The organism is Roseiconus lacunae (genome assembly GCF_008312935.1).
GTDB classification, from domain to species: Bacteria; Planctomycetota; Planctomycetia; order Pirellulales; family Pirellulaceae; genus Stieleria; species Stieleria lacunae.
Genome location: NZ_VSZO01000024.1, coordinates 1 through 19,152, shown reverse-complemented (window position 1 = coordinate 19,152; position 19,152 = coordinate 1). Strand labels below are relative to the sequence as shown.

Sequence of the window (19,152 nt, the reverse complement as noted above, 5' to 3'; positions counted from 1 at the left end):
GGTACACTCAAACGGCTCAAAGCCAAAGCTCTCCCCTTCGCACTTGTGTAGATACCAATGCCCAGTGGGAGAGTGAAATGACTTAAGCCGAATCATTCGCGTTCAACTGGTTAGCGTTTCCATGCGGTGCGAAGGACACGTAAGAAATTTCGATGGCAGATCTTTTCTAAGTCATCGTCAGAGTAGCCTTTTTGTTTCAGTAGATCGACGAACATCTTGAGGTCCGCGATCGTGTCCAAGTCCGACGGCGTTTGCTCGGTGCCGAAGCCTCCATCTAGGTCGGTCCCGATCCCGATGTGATCGACGCTGCCAACAAGTTGGCAAATGTGATCGACATGTCGAGTGAGTGCTTCCATATTCGCGCCAGGGTAACTGTCGTGATTGGAAACCAAGCGTTTCCAGTTTGGAACACCCATCCAAATATCGAATGCGACGCCGATCACCGCATCACGGCTAGCCAACAAGCGGATTTGTTGATCCGAAAGTTGACGCGGATCGTCGACAATCGCTCGGCAATTATGGTGGCTGGCCCAGACCGGTCCGGTGAATACATCGAGCGACTCAAAGAAAGTGCGCTCGCAAAGATGAGTCGCATCGAGAATGATCCCCAGACGATCCATCGCGTAAAGCAATTCACGACATGGCTGTGATAAGGGGCCGTCTTGATCATGGCCCATCGCATATCGACCGATGCCGTAGTGTGCCGGTCCGAGGGCTCGCAGTCCTTGTTCGAACGAGATTTCGAGGTCGTCGATCGTGCGAAGTGAGTCGGCACCTTCGAGGCTGAGGATGTAACCGATCGGTGTCGTCGTCGGGTCCCGGTTCCACTGTTCGAGGTGTTGTTCCAGATCGGGTAGGCAGCGAATTTGCCGTAGTTCGCCGCAATCTTCCATCGCCCGATACCAGGCAAGTTGGCCTTGGGTCATCGCACGGGCTTGTTCCGGTGAATTCCATCCGCCACCCGCGGCGGCAGGTTTCATACAGCCAGCCAGCTGGGTCGCGACACATAAACCGATTCCCGCTTGTCGCATTTCGGGGAATGCGACGGTATTGCATCCCCAGCCGGCCAGTAGGCCTTCGCCCTGTTCACTGGCCCGTAATTGACGAACGCTCTGACGGAGATCGCGATTGTAGGTGATCGCGTTGAGGCTAAGATCTAAATGAGCATCAAAAATCAACATGGGAGTCGTCTACTGATCAGTGCCTTCAAGATTGATTCGGTAATCGTGCGCCGAACATGATCTCCTTGGGCCTGTGCAGATCCCAGGGGCGTGCCGTGCCCGCCGCTAGCGCCGCCGCCTTAATGGGGCGAGAAGGGGTTGGGCCCGTTGTCTTTGGCGCGAAGAAACTTAGCGTCGACGTCGCGATACCATTGATGCAATCGCGATCGCATTTCCTCGACTCGATCGGGATGATCCTTGGCGACATCATTCGTTTCGCCGATGTCGTTGGCCAAATTGTACAAATGAACGCGACCGTCTTCGTATCGTTCGATCAGTTTCCAATCGCCTTCGCGAATTGCGCCACCTGGGAAACCGCCTTGATTGCTGTAATGGGGGTAATGCCAGAACAGAGATCGGTGCTCAAGTGTTTTTTCACCACGAAGAAGCGGCGCCAAGCTGACCCCGTCGATCGGCGCATCTTGCTCTGCTGGGATTCCTGCCAGATCGAGTAACGTCGGGAAGAAGTCCACGCTGATCGCCGGATGATCACAAAGGGACGGCTGTTCGTCGATCATCGGGGCACGGATCATGAAGGCCTCGCGAATGCCGCCTTCGTACACCCAGCCTTTTCCACCTCGCAACGGAAGATTGCTGGTCGGCGAACCTTCCGAGGTACTCAGTCCGCCGTTATCCGATGTCAGGCAAACGATCGTTTCGTCGGTCATGCCCGCTTCATCGATTGCGTCGAGCACGATCCCGACGGCACGATCCATCGACTCGACCATCGCGGCATACGTTGCATGGGCTTGCAGCGTACGAACGCGACGTGGCTTCTTGGCATCGGGCCAGACCTGTTCTTCATCGGCAAATGCTGGCCGTTGATCGAGTCCCAAACGTTTGGCCTTGGCGGTGTATTTATCGACCAACGCCTTGGGGGCCATTAAAGGCGTGTGAACGCTATAAAACGCAAGGTAGGCGAAGAATGGTTGTTCGGTGTCTTTGCCGATAAAGCCAGCTGTTTCCTTGGCCAGTCGAATCGGCAAGTGCTCGCCATCGGGGCCATCGCTCAGTCGCGGATTTCCGTAAGGCGAAAAATATCGCTTCCCACCGTAAGGGCCGCCTCGGTGATGACCGCCGTAATTGACATCGAAGCCTTGGTGTTTGGGCCAAAATTCTTCGGTCGGGCCGAGGTGCCATTTTCCGGCAAATATCGTTCGATAGCCCGCCGATTGAAATCGCTCGGCAAGCGTGATTTCGCTCAGCGGCATGCGATCGGTCAGCACTGCGGGCTTGAATCGTCCTTCACGTTTTCCGGCAAAGAAATTCGTCGCATCGATCCGGCTTGGATACCGGCCGGTCAGCAGACTGTAACGCGTCGGCGAGCACACGGGGTTGGCCGCATACCCGTTGCTGAAATTGGTACCCGAAGCCGCGAGACGATCGATGTTAGGGGTTTCGTAAAACGAATCGGGATTATTGACGCCAACATCCATGAATCCCAAATCGTCAACAAGCAGAAACACCACGTTGGGCTGGTCGGCCGAAGCGTGCGTGATCCCGAGGCCGACGCAGAGCATCACCGGGATTAACATGCCGGTGAATTGCGACGCGAGATACTTCACGGGTGATCCCAAGGACGTTGTCATTTCAATCACTGATTGCGGGCGAAGAAAGTTCAGGACAGAGATCATAGCCTGAATTGGAGTCGCCCGCATGAATGACCACGGGATCACGTCATGCGAGTGTCGTCCTAGTTCTTCACTCGGATCAGTGATTCCAATCCGTCTTCGGTATTGTCTCGGAAGTCACGGTAGGCCGACAGCATCGCGATCGGATCAATGAATCGCCAGGCCGGCAGGGCCGAAGCGAACACACCAACCATCGCACCACCGCGGAGCGCCCACATCACATAGCCGACGGAGAACATCCCGATCCCAGCGCTCGCGAAACTTGCGTACTGCACCGAAGCCATCGAATTGTCACCGTACCGATCGGCGTTATCCCATTGACTCCAGATAATCGCTTGACGCAGGTCTTCTTGTAGGATGCGATCCAATTGAACCAACTCGGCGTTGAACGCGCCATCACCGGAACCGTAGCCACGCGATGACTGATAGGTTGACGAGATTCGTTCGATCCGTTCACGCTCGGCTTCTTCGGCCGCCTCGGCAGATTCTTTTTCCTGTTCCGCTTCACCTTGTTTGCCGGGTGCCACCCCAGCTTCGCTCGTATTGACTTGACCAGCAGCTTCGGCAGGAGGTGGAACGGCGGCGGCAGCATCCGCGCTTTGCGAGGATGATTCGCTGGAAGAATCTTCGCTGGTGGATTCCTCCATCTCAGTCGATTCTTCCGATTCAGATTCCGACTCCGATTCTTCGTTTTCCGTTTCAGTGTCGGAGTCTTCGCTCGACGAATCTTCCGAATCTGGGGTGGTCGTAGGCGGGGTGTAGGGGGCCGCCATTTCGACATCGATCACCACCGTGACCACGTTGCTCGTCGCCGAGCCATCGGTCACGTGGTAGGAAAACGTGTCCGTGCCGATGTAACCGGACGCCGGAGTGTAAAGCAGTACGCCACCGGGTTCTAGCGAAAGCGTTCCGTTGCTGGTCGAAGAAACGAGTACGACCGACAAGGTGTCTCCGTCAAGGTCCGTGTCGTTGACGATCAACCCGGAAGTGTCAATCGAAAGCTCAGTATCCGGCGAGCGCACCTCGAAATTTTCGCCGCTTGCCGTCGGCGTATCGTTGACCGCGGTGATATCGACGTTGATCGATCCGAGCGATACATCGCCGCCTCCGCCGTTTCCGCTCGCACCCCCGTCATTGATCACGACCAAGATGGTATCGGCATCATCGCCGAAGGTATTGGCAGTCCCGTGAAGGTATTCAAGGTTTGTCGCCACGTCCAAAAACGAATTCAGGTCGTTGAGCGATCCAACCAGTGTCAACGTGTCGGTTCCGTCACCGGTGATCACGACGCCTCCGCCACTGGTCGCCGAAAGCAGGCCACCTGTCGAGGTCGACAGCGTGAGTGTCAGATCGGCTGATCCCGCATCGGAGTCATCGAGATCGATCAGTGATAAATCGATGGAAGTTCTCACGTCTTCGACCACCGTGACGTCAGCCGGCAAGCTACCCGTATTTGTCGGATCATCGTTGACCGGCAAGACCGAAACGGTTCTCGCTTGAGCGTTCGAATTGATCGATCCGTCGTTGACGACGATGGAAACGGTTCGGTCGGGGGTGCTCGGTGATAGACTGAGATTTTCGTACGTCACGCTGCGCAACGCAGTTTGATAGTCGGCGACCGATGCGGTCCCAGTCAATGTCATCGTACCTGAACCTGCATCCCAAGATCCGGTGATTCCGTTTTGGTTGGTAAAGGACAGCAAATCTTCGCCAGCGAAATAGTTTCCCGTGATTTGAATCGTCGCTGATTCCAGATTTGCATCGTCGACATCGCTGACAGTGAGTGTCGATGTGACAGCAACTGGGGAGCCGTTTTCGGGAGCGTTCAGCGTTGTGCCTTCGATCGATGCGGCAACCGGTGCGTCGTTGACGTTTGTAATGCCGAGCGTGAACGTTCCACTAGACGACGCGCCAGTACCATCGTCGACGGTGAAGTTAAACGAGTCAGACGAGGCTTCCGATCCGTCGTGAGTGTAAGTGATCAGATTGGCATCGATGTCGGCTTGGGTGAACGTGTCGGTCGCAGCCAAGGCCACTCCGTTTCGGTACAGCGTTCCTGACGAAGGGATCGAATCGACGGTGTAAACGAGTTGGCTACTGCTGTGATCGGCGTCCGTTGTGCGAAGCTGTGTATTGGAGATCACGTTTCCGCTGGAACCTTCCACGACGGTGGCCCCGGTATTGGTCGCGATGACTTGTTCGTCATTGATGTCCGTGACGGTGATGGAAACCGCTTCGGTAGCGGTACTAAACGCGGTGGTGCCTCCGTTGGTACTGGCATCGACTTTCGCGCCGGCGGATCCTGTGGTCTGATCCCAGGCGCGGAAGGTAAAGTCGGGGGACGTTCCGTTCGCTCCGTTGGGTTCAAATCGCACCAAGTCGGTACTGCGCAGCAGTAGCGCGGCGTTGTCGCTGACGGCACCAAAGTCGGACCATGTGGACCCTCCGTTGGTGGAGTATTGCCAGGTTCCGTTTCCGTTGTCTTGATTGGTGATCGCGATGCCTTCGACCGATCCGGTATCAACATCGGTAATGCGGTCGCCTCCGGCGGAAGCGATGATCGACGCGACCGAGTCACCGGCGTTGTTGGTGTCATCTTCGCTGATCGTCGTCAACGTCATCGTGCCAGAGTTGTCCAGCACCGGTGCGTCGTTGATACTTGTAAGGTTGACCTGGACACGATCGGAAGCACTGCTGTAGGCCGTTGATCCGCCATTGATTGATGTATCGGCAAGCGTCCCAGCGGTTCCCGATGTTTGGTCCCAACCTCGATAGTCGACTTGCAAGACACCGCCGTTTTCGGTTGAGGGTGTGAACCGAAATTGGTCGCTGCTGCGAAGCAACAATGCGGACGTCGAAGAAACGGATGGGAACGCGAACCAGTTGGAACCGTCCAGGCTGTATTCCAGTGTTCCGCCGCTTCCAGTAAACCCAAACACCGCGATTCCCTCGACGGACCCTGGGTCGGGATCGGACATGCTTGACCAAAGCACAGTCCCCACAGAAGCGGTCAGCGGGGCCGCATCCTCCGAAGTGTTGTACACGGGACCATATGGCGAGAGCACTGGAGCTTGGTTCGGCGGACTAATGTCGACATTGACCGAGCCAAGAGCGACGTTTCCACCGCCGCCTGTTCCGGTGTTACCTCCGTCATTGATCGTCAGCGACAGCGTGTCAGCATCGTTGCCGGTTGTTCCCGGTGTCCCATGTTGATATCGGATGTTCGTTACATCATCGAAGTAGGCATTCAGATCACTGATCGAGCCGGTGAATGTCCTCGCGTTTGCGGAACCACCAACCAGGATGCCTCCGCCGGATGACGCCGTTAACTCACCGCCAGTTGTCGTGGCGAGTGTGACCGTCACTGCATTTGATCCGGCGTCAACATCGCTAAAGTCGACGTCGGTCAAATTAACATTGCTGAGCGTGTCAATCGTGACCAAAATATCCGACGGCAAACTGCCTGCGTTGACCGGGTCATCATTGATCGCACGAACCGTCATGCCAACCGTTGCGATCGAATGACCTTGGTCACCCATCACGGCGATGACTTCAGATTCACTCAGCACTGCATCGTAGATGCGAACATCATCAAGACTTCCTACCAGCGGCATCGCGCCGGAAGCAAGGCCGCCGATGGTGACGTTGGGACTGGGGGCCGTTCCCCAGTCGATGTCTAAGCTGGTGTCAATGGTGGCGATCAAAACGCCATCAAGATAAAGCGTGATTTGATCGGCGACATCGTCAATGGTCGCTGCGATGTGATGCCATCCGTCGCCGGCGATCTCGTGTGCCGGATTCGATGTCGTACTGCTGAACGCCCCCGCCGTGATCCCTAAGCCTCCCCCGGGTGCGGACACATCCAAGGTGACATAGAACTCATCCCCGAGCGATAAAAGTACCGCGTCTTGCTGCGCCGGATCGAGGTTGACCCAGGCGGCGATCGTGACTTCATCGGCAAGTCCACTCGTGCCGCCGGCAATCGAGACACCGTCATTGGAATCGAGCTGAATGCCATCGCCTCGGCTGGCATCGACGGCAATGGCGGGGTCTGAAATCGCAGTCCCATCGTATCCGTTGCCGCTTTGGTCGATCAGCGATCCATCTTCGAATTCGTATCGGGCATAGAGATTGCCTTCGGTGATCGGTGTTGATCCGGTTGAAATCACCAACGATTCGAAACCGTTGTCATCGGCGATCGGATCGTACTGCAAACCATCCAGGGCATTGTTAATCGCTGTCTCGGTCCCGGCGATCGTTAGAATCGACTCGCCGTTGTTCGTTCCGGCAAGGAAGGTGATCCCGGTCGTCGACGCCAAGGTTAAGTTACCGCTCGAGACGCTCAACGTCGTCGTGAGCGTCGGCGTTTGTGATGATCCATCATTCAGTACAATCGCATTGCCGTTCGCATTTGAAAACACCAACGTCGTGTCTTCGTCGAACGATTGTCCGATCGGGATGGTAAACTGTGCGTCTCCCGGTGCATCATCGACCGCGATCGTCATGACTTCGGTGTAAGTGTCCCCCGAAGCATCGGTGACTTCTGCGGTGATGGTATGCGAAGAGAAGGTTTCGAAGTCCAGTAGCGATGCATCGGCGACGATGATTTCGCCACTTGATGCATCAATCGAAAAGCGTCCACCCGCGTCATCAGTCAACGCAAAGGTATACCCGGACAAGACTTGATCTGCATCCCATTCGATGACATAGCCTTGGGTACGTGCCGGATGGTCGGGAAGATCATTCCACCGACCGCTGCCGGCAAACATTTCGGCTGCGTCTTCGCCATTAGGATCTACCGAAGTGGTGTTGTTCGGTTCGCCACCGTTCCAGTTTGTATAGTGACCATCGACTGCGGTTCCACCGATGCCACCCGACCAGAAAGCATCGGCATCTGTGTTTCCTTGCAGCCACCGCCAGTCGCCTTCACTGGATTCGTCGGACGCCCCGATCCAAATATCGTCACTGATCATTTGGTGAACAAGATCGTTTTCGTACGCTGAGCGGATCGTCACTAATTGTCCGGATGCGCCATTCACCGTTGCCGCAATCGCATTCGCTTGTGCGCTCGAAAACTGTTCGTTCACATTGACGTAGCGATAAAACTTGTGTGTGTTGGTGTCGTACTGAAGCGATCCATCGGCATCAAGGATCGTCGTGATCGCTGCCGGGATCTCGATCACTCGAATGTCACCGATGTAGGGACCATACAGGCTTCCAGCTGATTCAAGGGAAGCGAATGTAAGTTCGGTAGACGCCGAATCTGCGGTGAATGTGAACTGACGAGACTCTAATGCCTGGGTATTGCCCCAACTCCAGTGTGAGTTTTCGCTGATACTAAAATCCTCGAATTGGCCATCGGCACTGACACGCAAATCTTTGATCGGGTCGCCGCCGCTAAAATCACCGGTCAGGCTAAAGACGACTTGGTACTGTGTTCCCGCTGTCGTCGCGATCGATTGGCTAATCGATCCCGGAGAGCCACCATCAAGGTTGACCATTCGGCCTCCGAATCGCGATTCCCAACTGCTGGTCGCGAACAAATCGATGCTACCCGAGTTCACGCTCCAATCGCCGAACGTCCCCGTCACGCCATATTGGTCCGATGACGGCGTGGCCTCGAGGAACAGCCCGTCAGAAACCAGATCTACCGATGGGGCCGACTGGCTTGGGACAATGAATCCGACGGACGTTCCGTTCGTGCTAGTTTCAGAGACATGGAGATCGGCTGTCGCAGTGCTTGGACTGAAGCCCGTTCCGCTGGCATGGCTGACTTGCAAACGGTTGTTCGTTGTCCCCTCACTGACGATGTCGATCACTTCGCTCGAACCGTTGAACACCATTTGCCAATTGGCGATCAAACCCGATGCGGTTGCTTCCGCCGGGGTAAGATCGAGTTTGTGTTGATAGTTCAGCGAAATCTCAGCGTCGCTGCGGGCCTCGTTCCAAAGTCGGACGTCGTAGAACGTTCCGTGTAGAGATCGATCGGCTTGATAGCCTGAGTCCAAACCGCTTTGATCATTTCCGAGAACGAATTCGCCTCCTCCGTCGAGAGTCGTGCCGGCCTGAAATCCGCTGAACGATTCCGCGAGCTCTCCGTCGATATAAAATTGCAGGTCACCGTGCGTGTTATCCCAAGTGACCGCAACGTGATGGACATCGCCATCAACCAACTGTGAGAAAGCGTTCGTTGAAGTGATACTACTACCGTTAAGGTGTAGCACAAGCTGGTCAGACGTGTTGAGCTGCAATTGCGCTTCATCGCCGCCGACGTAATACGAAAACAATGTCGGGGACGAATTCTGGTCGTCGATTCGAAGACTGGATTCAAAAGTCAACGCGGATAACCCGGCAAACAAACTGCCACCGTCATTGGCGATCAAATACGCGTCATTGCCTCCGTCTTGATTGATCTCGATGCCACTGGAAAGATCGGAAGTGACCGCGAACGACTCATTGATGTCGTTGATAACGATGGTGAAGCTCTCATCACGCGTATTCCCGTCGGCGTCAGTGACACGTAGGTCGATGATGTGAGAGGCGTTCGACTCATAGTCCAATAGTGAACCGTCCGCGACGATGATCTGTCCACGGTCACTGTCAATCGAAAACGCACCGGCTACCGTTTGTGACAGCATCGTGTAGGTCAGTGCTTGGGTCGCATCGAGGACTGAATCTGCGTCCCACTCGATAATGTATCCGTTGTCATTGCCGCCATTGAGTGCTTCGTCGTCCCACGTCCCATCGACCTGAAGACTCAGATAATGCTGATTCCCGCTATTGTTATTGGGCTCCGATCCAGACTGCCAGTTAACGTAGGCACCATCGACATTACGACCGTTAGATTGGCCGATCCAAAACGATTCCGCATCAATTCCATTTGCTTGCCACCGCCAAGTTCCCTCCGCTGTGAGATCAGTTCCCCCCAGGAACAATTCCACACCTAGGTTGGATGCAAACGACGCTAGAATTTCTTGTTCGGTCGCATTTTGGATCGTGGCGAGTTGGCCGCCAACTCCGTTAAGGTTGGTAGCCATTGCATTGGATTCGGCGGTTGCCCAGTCCGAGACAGATCCAATGGCTTTATAAAATTTCCCGGTCTCGCTGCTGTAAACGAGATTCGGATCACTGGCCAAGAGCGTCGCAATCAATGCCTCGCGTTCCGGATCAACTCCGGCAACGCTCGCGACGACAGTGCCGTCCGAAACGTTTTCATCAACTGCGAGGTTCAGTATTGGTTGGCTTTGTGAGTAGCCTGAGACATGCCGCACCGAAAGGTTGTTGCCCTCGACCGATTCGGTAATGACTCCGTCGGTGGAAAGGTTGGTGAAGTCCCATTGGGCTAACAAAGACGGTTCGTCGTAAGGCAGCGAAGTTTGATAGGCCGCGTGGATTTGATCGGAAGATCGAACCTGCGAAAAAACTCGTGCGTGATAGAGCGAGCCCTTGAAAACCTGCTCCTGGACAAACCCGCCTTCGACCGAGTCTTGTTCTTGACCAAACAGGAGTGTGCCTCCACTGCCGATGACATGTCCGGTTGCGAATCCCGATCCACTCTCTACAACGGAGCCATCAATGTAGAACGCCCAGTCACCCGCGGCATTGTCCCAAGTCAACGCGATTTGATGCGGGTTTCCATCACGAAGCGTGTTGTAGTTGATCGCGGTCAGCGTCAGGGTTTGGTTACGGAGATGGAAAGAGATTTCATCGTTTACGAAGAAGACTAACATTTCATTGGCGCTCGTACCGGACGCGTAAGACATCAATGGTGTCTGAGAGGTCGTGTCCGTCGTGGAGAACCGGAGTTCATAGGTAAACGAGCTCAGGCCGCCCAGGATCGCCCCCCCATCGTCGGCAACCAAGTAAGTGTCAAATCCACCATCGGCATTGATCGACAGACCGCCATCGGTGTTGCTTGTCGCGACAATCGATGTCGGATCTTCGATGAATTCATAGGCCCCGATGTCACGGTCCGCATCGCGTGTCTGCCCGGTTTGATCGAGGACTTCGGTTGATCCGGTTGCCCCGTCATGTGCCAGACTCGATGAATCGAAGGTGTGGACGAACGTTTCGCCGATTGTCGTCAAAGTTGACAATCCAGGATCACTGCCAAGGATGTCGCTTCCGATCGCCCCGCTAACGCCGGTGTTGTGCTCGACTAGGTTGTCGCCTCCGCTGACAATCGTTCCGGTGACATCTTGGCCGCTAAACTGGGACATGTTATCGGCGACGATCGAACTGCTAAGGTTGACCGTGGCATCGGTGATACTGATACCACCTCCGTTTCCGGCAGTGCCTTCGTTGTCGGCGATCGTCGAGTGATCGATATTCACGACCGTGCCACCATTGATCGCGCGAATGCCGCCGCCATCAAAGTCGGCGACATTGCCACTGACCGTGACGTTATTCAGCGTCGTCGTTCCTGCGCTGACATAAATGCCACCACCTTGGATCGCCGCATTGTTGATGACGGCAACACGATCCAGGGTGGTCGTTCCCGTCGACGCGATCGCCCCGCCGTTGTGTCCCGTCGCACTGTTTCCGGTCAAAACCACATCGGTGGCATTGAAGGTCCCTTCGTTGAAAACGGCGGCACCAAGCTCTGTTCCAGAAGCCGCGCCCGTCAGAGTAAGGCCATCAATCGTCAACGTACCACCGACCTGGACATGAAAGATCCGGTCCAGCAAGGAAGCGGCATTGATCGTGGTGTCAGTCGCTCCGTTTCCTGTGATCGTGATATCACCGGTGATGTCCAAGTCACCGGTGGCTCCGGACGATTCATGCTGGCCGGTAATCGTCAAAGCGTACGTTCCGTCACCAAGAACAATCGTATCGGGGCCGGCCGTGTTGTTCGCGGCGATGATGGCTTCGCGAAGCGAGATCCCCGATCCTCCGGGGGTCGCATTGAGGCTGGTGATGTCGGTGGTGTTGCCATCGTTTTCGTCAGCCAATGTTGTGACGGTAATGACCGCCAACGTGTCTTGCCATGTCGCCTTCGCCGAATCTGAAAGAAACACGTTCGTCTGGATCGACCCGACGTTGTATTCAAGGTCCCAGTCACCGCCGAGTGATTCGTGTCCGGTTGCATCATCGCTTGCCGCCACGTCACATTGGCACAATGCAGCTAGAGAATCGATCAGCAATCGACCTTGTTCGGTGGAGGCGAGGTCACAGCCATAGATCAGTATGTCCGCACCATCGGCGAGCCCATCGCTCCACCCAGCGATCGCACCGGCGTATCCTGTCAGTGAATCCTCGACCAGGGTCGTATTGCCGAGTTGTAAACCTTCCCCATCGCTATGACTGAGCAAGTGAATCGCGTTGACATCCGAAAGCTCGGCAAGAACCTGGCTGATCTGGTTCACTCCATCCTGGTCCGCCGAAAGTTCAACAATCACCCATTGGGTTTCGTCGTCACGTCGGTCGCGTAGATCAGAAATTAGTTGATTTGCGTCATCGACGCCCGCATCGATGACAATGACTTCAAGCGACTTCGTGGTTGACTCATCCGAAGAGTTCGCTTGCCCTTCCGCCGTCAACGCGTTCGAATCAGCTTCATCATTCGATTCCCCATTCGTTTCCGGTGTTTGTGGAGTACCTGACAGACCTTCTTGGTCTCTCATGGATTCGATCATTTGGTCCAGGTAGGCGACCTCTCCGTCAATCACGCCGTCACCGGGATGGAATCCATCGGCGCTCAGAAGGATTCGATCTTCCAATGGGAAAAAATCAAAGACACGTTTCGAAGGATTCAATGACACGGTGCAGTTCTAGAGATAAGTCCGTTGGCATGTAGCGTTTCGAGGCAAACAACCGTCACGTTCTACCAAGGCGATGATCCGCCGGTCATTCGGCGCAGATTTCGCAAAGCGTCACTCGGGCGCAAACCTCGCTCGGAAACTCTATGTCAGAGACATCACAAACCGGTTTCGGCGGTTTCAGAAGCTGAGCGATGAGGGGCTTTCGTCAGGTCTTTAAAAGACGGTTATTGAGGATGTTCCACCTGTGCCGATTTCTCGCGGCAATCGCTGTGACAGGCACTTACGGACACTTGCTTCCGTGGCGGGGTCTGCACCCGGCGTAATGAATGGGGTGGTGGCCGATAAGCTTCCACCTTGAGCCCCCACCGATTCGCTTAAGTTTTTGTGGCCATCAAATCCCTGCAATTGAACGGTTCGCGATCGGTTTTCGATCCGGGCACGGCGTTTGCATTTTCATTCAGACGTCGTTCAACAAGCCGAACAAATCACCGAGATACATCACAGGAAATCACTCATGTCGAACTCACTCAAAGGAAAGCGAATCGCATTTTTGGCCACCGACGGCGTCGAGCAAAGCGAATTGGTGCGTCCCTGGAAATCAATCAAGAACGCCGGAGCAGACGTCGAGTTGGTATCGCTTGAATCAGGCAAGATTCAAGGTGTTAACCATGACGAGAAAGCAGACCAGCACAACGTTGATAAGACAATCGATCAAGTCTCCGCGGAAGACTACGACGGACTGGTGTTGCCAGGCGGGGTGTTTAATCCCGATGCATTGCGGACAAACGAGTCCGCCGTGGACTTCGTGCGTGATTTCTTTAAACAGCACAAGCCTGTCGCCGCGATCTGTCACGGGCCCTGGTTGTTGGTCGAGGCAGATGTCGTCCGAGGTCGGAAAGTGACCTCTTGGCCGAGTGTGAAGACCGACCTGATTAACGCCGGTGCGGAATGGGTTGATGAGGAGTGTGTCTGTGATGAAGGTTTGGTGACCAGTCGATGCCCCGACGACCTACCAGCGTTCTGCGATAAGGCAATCGAAGAATTCGCCGAAGGCAAGCACGCCGAGCAAACGGCATAGTCGCTTCCGCTGATTGCCGCAGTGAGATCCGAAGTGAAGTTCAGTCTATAGAGAGTTGAGGTTTAAAGATGCGTGGGATATTAGTCGCGGTACTAGTTGTTGCCGCCTTGTTTCTAATCGGTTGGTTACGATACGACGATACCAACGGCGATCCAACCGTACGTGTTGATTCGGAAAGTGTCCGTCAAGACACGTCGGAGATGGTTGAGGCGACGAAGAGGGCCGCCGACGAGATTGACCGACGCATCGATGTCGACGTCGATCTCGACGAGCAACCAAATGAAACCCCCTAGTTATCGATGAGCTTGTCCTCGGGCCTTGTCCTGGGGACAAAGACAACATCGTTGCCTAAAACTTATGATCGTCAGCGAGCTGTCGTTGTTAGCAGAAAACGGTACCGACAGAAGTTCTGGGAATTGCCAACAGTAGTCGCATTTGGCCGACGCTAACATACCTGGCCCGGGGGAGTGACATCTAAGTCGCGCCTTCGGCGTCCACTTGTATGTCAACCGTTTCGGTCTGTTCGGATACTTCGACCGTTAATCCGCTGGTGTAATAATCAGCATAACGCCTCGGTACTGTTCCGCCATGCGTGTGTGCTTCCTTGGCCAAGTCTTCGGTCAGAACAATTTGAACGACCACGACGTCATACGTTCCCGGAGGTAATCCGACTTCGCCATCTTGGCTTGTCGGATGGAACGACCCGTCGGTTTCTATCCGACTGGCATATCGCTGGCGATCAACGGTGCTTCGAAATTCGATGCTTCCTGAGCGAACCGGTGCCCCATCGCTGAACGTCACCCGTCCCGACGTCGGGCCAACCGGTTGGCCGCAACCGACCAGCCCAAACAGCAGTGAAGTGAGTAGCAAACCGATGCAGTGGGCGGAACAACATCTATTCATTGGGTCAATTCGACCACTCTCGAGTCGCGACGGTTGGCCAAAGAGCCGAGCACCTTCGTGTCGGTGAAGGGGCTAAAGAATTGCACGCTTCCATCGACCAACGCGAAATGGACACCACCGGGGTGCCAACTTCCGAACGAAAACATGTCTGCAAGGACATCGTCTGGGCCATTAGCCAAACGTAAGCCCGGTCCGGCGAGACGACATGATGCCGGTAGGTGATCTCCATCGTAGGCTGGCGAATCGAACGGGAAGGTTGCGAGCTTGGTCGGCGGCACAAACTTTTCACCGAAGAGAAACGTATTTGATGTTCCGTCGCTGACCGACGCCATTCGAATACGATCTCGCGGACTGACTGCTTTTCCAGATTTGCAGTTTGGTCGCGTACTGATAATGACCCCGGTCCCGTTGCCTCCGAAATAAAAGTCTGTCGGCTCGCCGATCGCGCCGGGAGTCAGATCGCCATGGTTGCCTGCGTAGTCGCAGAGAGCACCAAGCACGTCCATCGAGACATCGACGGGGCGGGCAGGCATGGGGCAACCGCAGGGCAAACGTCCGCCGCCGCCATCAACCGTCGTGCGCAAACTACGCATGCCGACCGGCTTTTCGCCGCTGCGTCTTGAGGGGCACAGAAAAATGTCAGGGACAACGGTGCGAACGTTCTCGTGGTGTTGATGCCAGGGCTTCGAAAAATCCCACTGCTGGCCCAACGCGGCTTGCTCGATGAACGGCATCACCCGGGCTAACCAGGTCGGTGTTTCCAGGCCGCACTGATCGGCCGGATTGGCGTCCGGCCGCGATTCGTACCGTGCAGGTGGAAAGTAACCATAGGTGTCATGGTGGAGTTGTGACGCAAGCGCCAACTGACGTACACGGTTCGAGCAATCGGTGCGTCTCGCAGCCTCCCTGGCCGACTGAACGGCGGGAAGCAATAACGCAACCAAAATTCCGATAATTCCGATAACGACCAACAACTCAATCAGGGTGAAACCCCGACGAGAAGCACGCAACAACATTTTAAACGTCCATCGCTTCGATGTTTTGAAGTTTAGTCCGACCTCGGGCCAGTATACTCTGCCCCCCGTTTTGCAGGTGCAATTGAGTCACCACGTTTGCAAGAAAGTTTTTGGTTCCGGGGAATCGTGCGGCGGATCACACCGAAACTGTGTCCTACCACGTTTTTTCCAGGGAAAAACGCCCTTCTTTTCGATGTGCTCGTCACATACGGACTGACTCGACGCTTGGCAGATCATCAAGGCATCGACGGCGGTCCGGCCGCCCAAACCACTTTTTTGAACGGGGATCGGAAGCATGGGTTACAGAAAAACTTTGACGGTGTTTTTACTTTGTTTCGCAACATCTGTTGGCACCACACGAGCCGGTGTCGACTACGACATCGACGATGAATGCGATAGCGAAACCGGTTACGTGCAAATCACCCTCGATGATTCACATGATCTTATTTGGATTAGCCGAGACGACGACGACTTGGTGATCCGTGGGTTCATGTTCGACAGTGACGACCACAGCGAGATCCCCGGGCCCTACGGGTTGACCGACGATGAGTTGGATGATCTTGCCGACAAGGACTTTCGCTACAAGAACAGCTTCGATGATGTTCAGCGAGTGATCATTCTCTGTCGCGACGGAAACGATGCAGTCCTTTCCGACATTGATGTCCCGGTGGAAGTGATCGTCTTCGGTGAAGGCGGTGACGATTACATCGAAGGCAGCATGCTCGGCGACAATCTACAGGGTGGACCAGGACTCGATCAACTCTACGGTCGGGGCGGAAAAGACAACCTCCATGGCGGTGCGGATGGGGATCAGGATTGGTTGCAAGGCGACAACGGAGATGACACCTTCGTGCAGTACTACTCGTACGAAGCGGTTCCGCTATACAGCTTCTCGCCGATCATGAGTGGCTTGTCTTGGCTACTGCGTCCGACGATCAGTCGCTATGCCATCCGCACGACCACGACGGTTCGTGTCGACGAAGAGGTACTCGTCGACTTTGACGAACAGGAAGACACGCTACAAGAGTATGGGTACTAGGGCTTCGTTCCAACTCGAATGTAATCTCAGCCACATGGCGTTAACTACGGCTTCGGTGCAATAACCGCGGCTAATGCCCGTCGGCTGATGACTCGAACCCGTCCTTTCAAACAGAACGAAGCGTTAAGGCTGCGGATAAATCGCAACCAAGTGATCAGAACGTCATGAATCAACCGGTCGTTTAATGAGCGGCACGGTTGATGAATCGTTTTAACGCCGCCGCGACTTCGTCACCAGGTTCGTCCATGCGGTTAGCGATCGAACCATGGTCACGCCCGGCAACTTCGACGAATGTTACGTCATCGTGTCCGGCCGCTTTCATCGCCGCGACGAAATAGCGATTCTCTTCCGACCTGGCTGGCAGGTCATTGTCGCCTGCGAAGCATAGAAATGGCGATGCGTCCTTGGTGACGTGGAAAGAAGGAGCGGCCTCATCAATGATCGGTTGATGCCGTGGGATTCCTCGTTCACCTCGGACGGTTGAGTGGGTGACCATTTGTCCTGCGATCGGGACGTAGCCCGCTAGATCGGTTCGCTTGACGCCGTACCTCGAAAGTCGTTCAGGGTGCAGACCCACCATCGCGGTGAGGTAGCCGCCGGCCGAGTGTCCCGAAACAAACACGCGGCGTTGGTCTCCGCCGTGCGATTGAACGTTTTTGTAGACGAACGCCACTGCGGCGGCGGCGTCGTCGACATAGGCCGGGTAGTTCGCATTTGGTGACAAGCGATAATTCACCGAGGCGACGGCGATCCCATCGCCTGCATAGCGTTTTGCGATCGCAACTTCGTGATCTCCCGCCTTGTGGCCGTTTTGCAGACCACCTCCGTGAAACCAAACGATTGTGGGAAACCCCGCGGGGGTGTCCGATGAAGTGGACGGCAGATACCAGTCCAGCTTACAGCGCGTCTGCTCCGCTTCCGAAACCGATCCTGTTTTGTAAGCAACGTCTCGAATCACCCGGATGCCAATGGAGTTGGTATCGCGAGTAGACAGTGTCGAGGAAGTTCCTTGACCCCAAGTGGAGTCTTCGAAACCCAACGAACCGATCAATAGGAGGATCGAGAATAGAGTGAAGTAGCGAATCATGGCGGGCGAATCTGAATGTGAGGCAAGTTACTGATCGCATTAACTTACCGGATTTCAGTCGATTCCGCCCTTGCCAATGAGCCGACATGCCACCAAGTTTGCAGCGGAAATAAAAAGACACTGAAAAATCGATCTAGACCGTCGCCGAAGGAGATTCAGAATTGTGAGCGGTTTCAGCTTAAAAGACCATTTGTTCAATCGTGATCGCGTCGAGTATCTGGCGAAGCAATTTCACTCGGCCGATCCTGAATTCAAAGAGGGCATCTTTGTACGACAGGTGATGCAAAAACTCAAAAACCTGGAGCTGAAACAGCGAATTGTTTTGATCGCCGAAACGCTCGAAAAGCATCTCTCGTCGGACTTCAGAATTGCCACCGAGCAAATCGTCAACGCATTGCCACCGCCTCTCGACGAAGCGTTAGCGGATGACGATTTCGGTGACTTCATCTTTGCGCCACTCGGCGAATACGTCGTACGCAACGGACGGTCGAAACGCCATCTGCGTCGATCATTGAAAACACTGCAAGAAATTACCAAACGTTTTTCAATGGAAGACGCGATCCGAGCATTCATCCGAGACTTTCCTGATGAAACTGTCGCCGAACTTGGTAAGTGGGCAACGCATCGGAATTACCATGTGCGGCGGTTGGTAAGCGAAGGGACGCGTCCGTCATTGCCATGGTCCGGCAAGGTACCACTTGCGGTGGAAACGCCGATTCCGTTGCTTGACCAGCTATACGCCGATCCGACCCGGTATGTCACCCGTAGCGTCGCCAATCATCTCAATGATATTTCAAAGCAAAATCCAGACTTGGTCATCGCGACGCTTCGACGTTGGAAGAAAGAAAAACGACAGAGTTCCGAAGAGCTGGTGTGGATGACAAAGCACGCCTTAAGAACACTGATTAAGCAAGGCCATTCGAAAACTCTGACTTTTCTTGGCTATCGAACCAAACCGCAAATCGAAGTCGGCGATATCAACTTATCCATTCAGCAAATACATCCCGGCGAGACATTGGAGTTTACATTTGACGTGACTGCCCAACGTCGTGAGGCCTTGATCGTTGACTATGTCATCGATTTCGTTAAAGCAAACGGAGATCGCGCAGGCAAAGTGTTCAAGCTTTCTGTGACGGAGATTGAATCCCAACAAACCCAGACGTTCCGTAAGCGGCATAAGCTGCACGCCAATGCGACCACTTTTACGCTTTATCCAGGGACTCATGGGCTGACGATTCAGATCAATGGCAAACCCTATGTGCAGTCCGAGTTTGAACTCTTGGGCTGATGAGCCGAACCCGAACCTTGGGGTTAGACAGAGGACTAAGCAGTTGAACACGAAAGATTCGGCTTAAGTCATTTCACTCTCCCACTGGGCATTGGTATCTACACAAGTTTTAGCTTTTCGTAGACTGCA

The 19,152-nt window shown here is 54.7% G+C and carries 10 protein-coding genes; 4 read left to right on the top strand and 6 right to left on the bottom strand.

From position 1 onward, the window contains the following. Positions 1 to 110: 110 nt before the first annotated feature. The 3 genes from FYC48_RS21980 to FYC48_RS21970 form a co-directional block, all read right to left on the bottom strand. On the bottom strand, positions 111 to 1,181 hold the full coding sequence (locus tag FYC48_RS21980) for a dipeptidase (protein WP_149498955.1): 1,071 nt from the start codon (positions 1,179 to 1,181) through the stop codon (positions 111 to 113). A gap of 119 nt (positions 1,182 to 1,300) precedes the next feature. Further along, the gene (locus FYC48_RS21975) at positions 1,301 to 2,809 is read right to left on the bottom strand and encodes a sulfatase (protein ID WP_390622156.1); all 1,509 of its coding nucleotides are present in this window, start codon (positions 2,807 to 2,809) and stop codon (positions 1,301 to 1,303) included. A 104-nt stretch (positions 2,810 to 2,913) separates the two neighbouring features. Further along, positions 2,914 to 12,612 (bottom strand): DUF4347 domain-containing protein, encoded by a 9,699-nt coding sequence (locus tag FYC48_RS21970; protein ID WP_149498954.1) that lies wholly within the window; start codon positions 12,610 to 12,612, stop codon positions 2,914 to 2,916. Positions 12,613 to 13,126: 514 nt separating this feature from the next. Between FYC48_RS21970 and FYC48_RS21965 the strand changes: the two genes are divergently transcribed. Beyond that, positions 13,127 to 13,690 carry a type 1 glutamine amidotransferase domain-containing protein gene (locus FYC48_RS21965; RefSeq protein WP_149498953.1) on the top strand — a complete coding sequence of 188 codons (564 nt, stop codon included), beginning with the start codon at positions 13,127 to 13,129 and terminating at the stop codon, positions 13,688 to 13,690. A 68-nt stretch (positions 13,691 to 13,758) separates the two neighbouring features. Then, a complete protein-coding gene (locus FYC48_RS21960; protein WP_149498952.1) occupies positions 13,759 to 13,983 on the top strand; it encodes a hypothetical protein in 225 nt (74 codons plus the stop codon). A gap of 181 nt (positions 13,984 to 14,164) precedes the next feature. On the opposite strand, the gene FYC48_RS21955 is transcribed toward FYC48_RS21960, so the two are convergent. Next, entirely contained in the window at positions 14,165 to 14,593 is a 429-nt protein-coding gene (locus tag FYC48_RS21955; RefSeq protein WP_149498951.1) for a peptidase associated/transthyretin-like domain-containing protein, read from the bottom strand. Further along, entirely contained in the window at positions 14,590 to 15,609 is a 1,020-nt protein-coding gene (locus FYC48_RS21950) for a DUF1559 domain-containing protein (RefSeq protein WP_149498950.1), read from the bottom strand. The genes FYC48_RS21955 and FYC48_RS21950 overlap by 4 nt, the downstream gene beginning before the upstream one ends. A gap of 295 nt (positions 15,610 to 15,904) precedes the next feature. On the opposite strand from FYC48_RS21950, the gene FYC48_RS21945 reads away from it, so the two are divergent. Further along, positions 15,905 to 16,648, top strand: a complete 744-nt coding sequence (locus FYC48_RS21945; protein ID WP_149498949.1) for a calcium-binding protein — start codon at positions 15,905 to 15,907, stop codon at positions 16,646 to 16,648. A 181-nt stretch (positions 16,649 to 16,829) separates the two neighbouring features. Here the strand turns inward: FYC48_RS21945 and FYC48_RS21940 are convergent, their stop codons facing one another. After that, positions 16,830 to 17,735, bottom strand: coding sequence for an alpha/beta hydrolase (locus tag FYC48_RS21940; RefSeq protein WP_149498948.1), 906 nt, complete (start codon positions 17,733 to 17,735; stop codon positions 16,830 to 16,832). Between the two features lie 163 nt (positions 17,736 to 17,898). Between FYC48_RS21940 and FYC48_RS21935 the strand changes: the two genes are divergently transcribed. Then, the gene (locus tag FYC48_RS21935; RefSeq protein WP_235034366.1) at positions 17,899 to 19,023 is read left to right on the top strand and encodes a hypothetical protein; all 1,125 of its coding nucleotides are present in this window, start codon (positions 17,899 to 17,901) and stop codon (positions 19,021 to 19,023) included. Positions 19,024 to 19,152 lie beyond the last annotated feature (129 nt).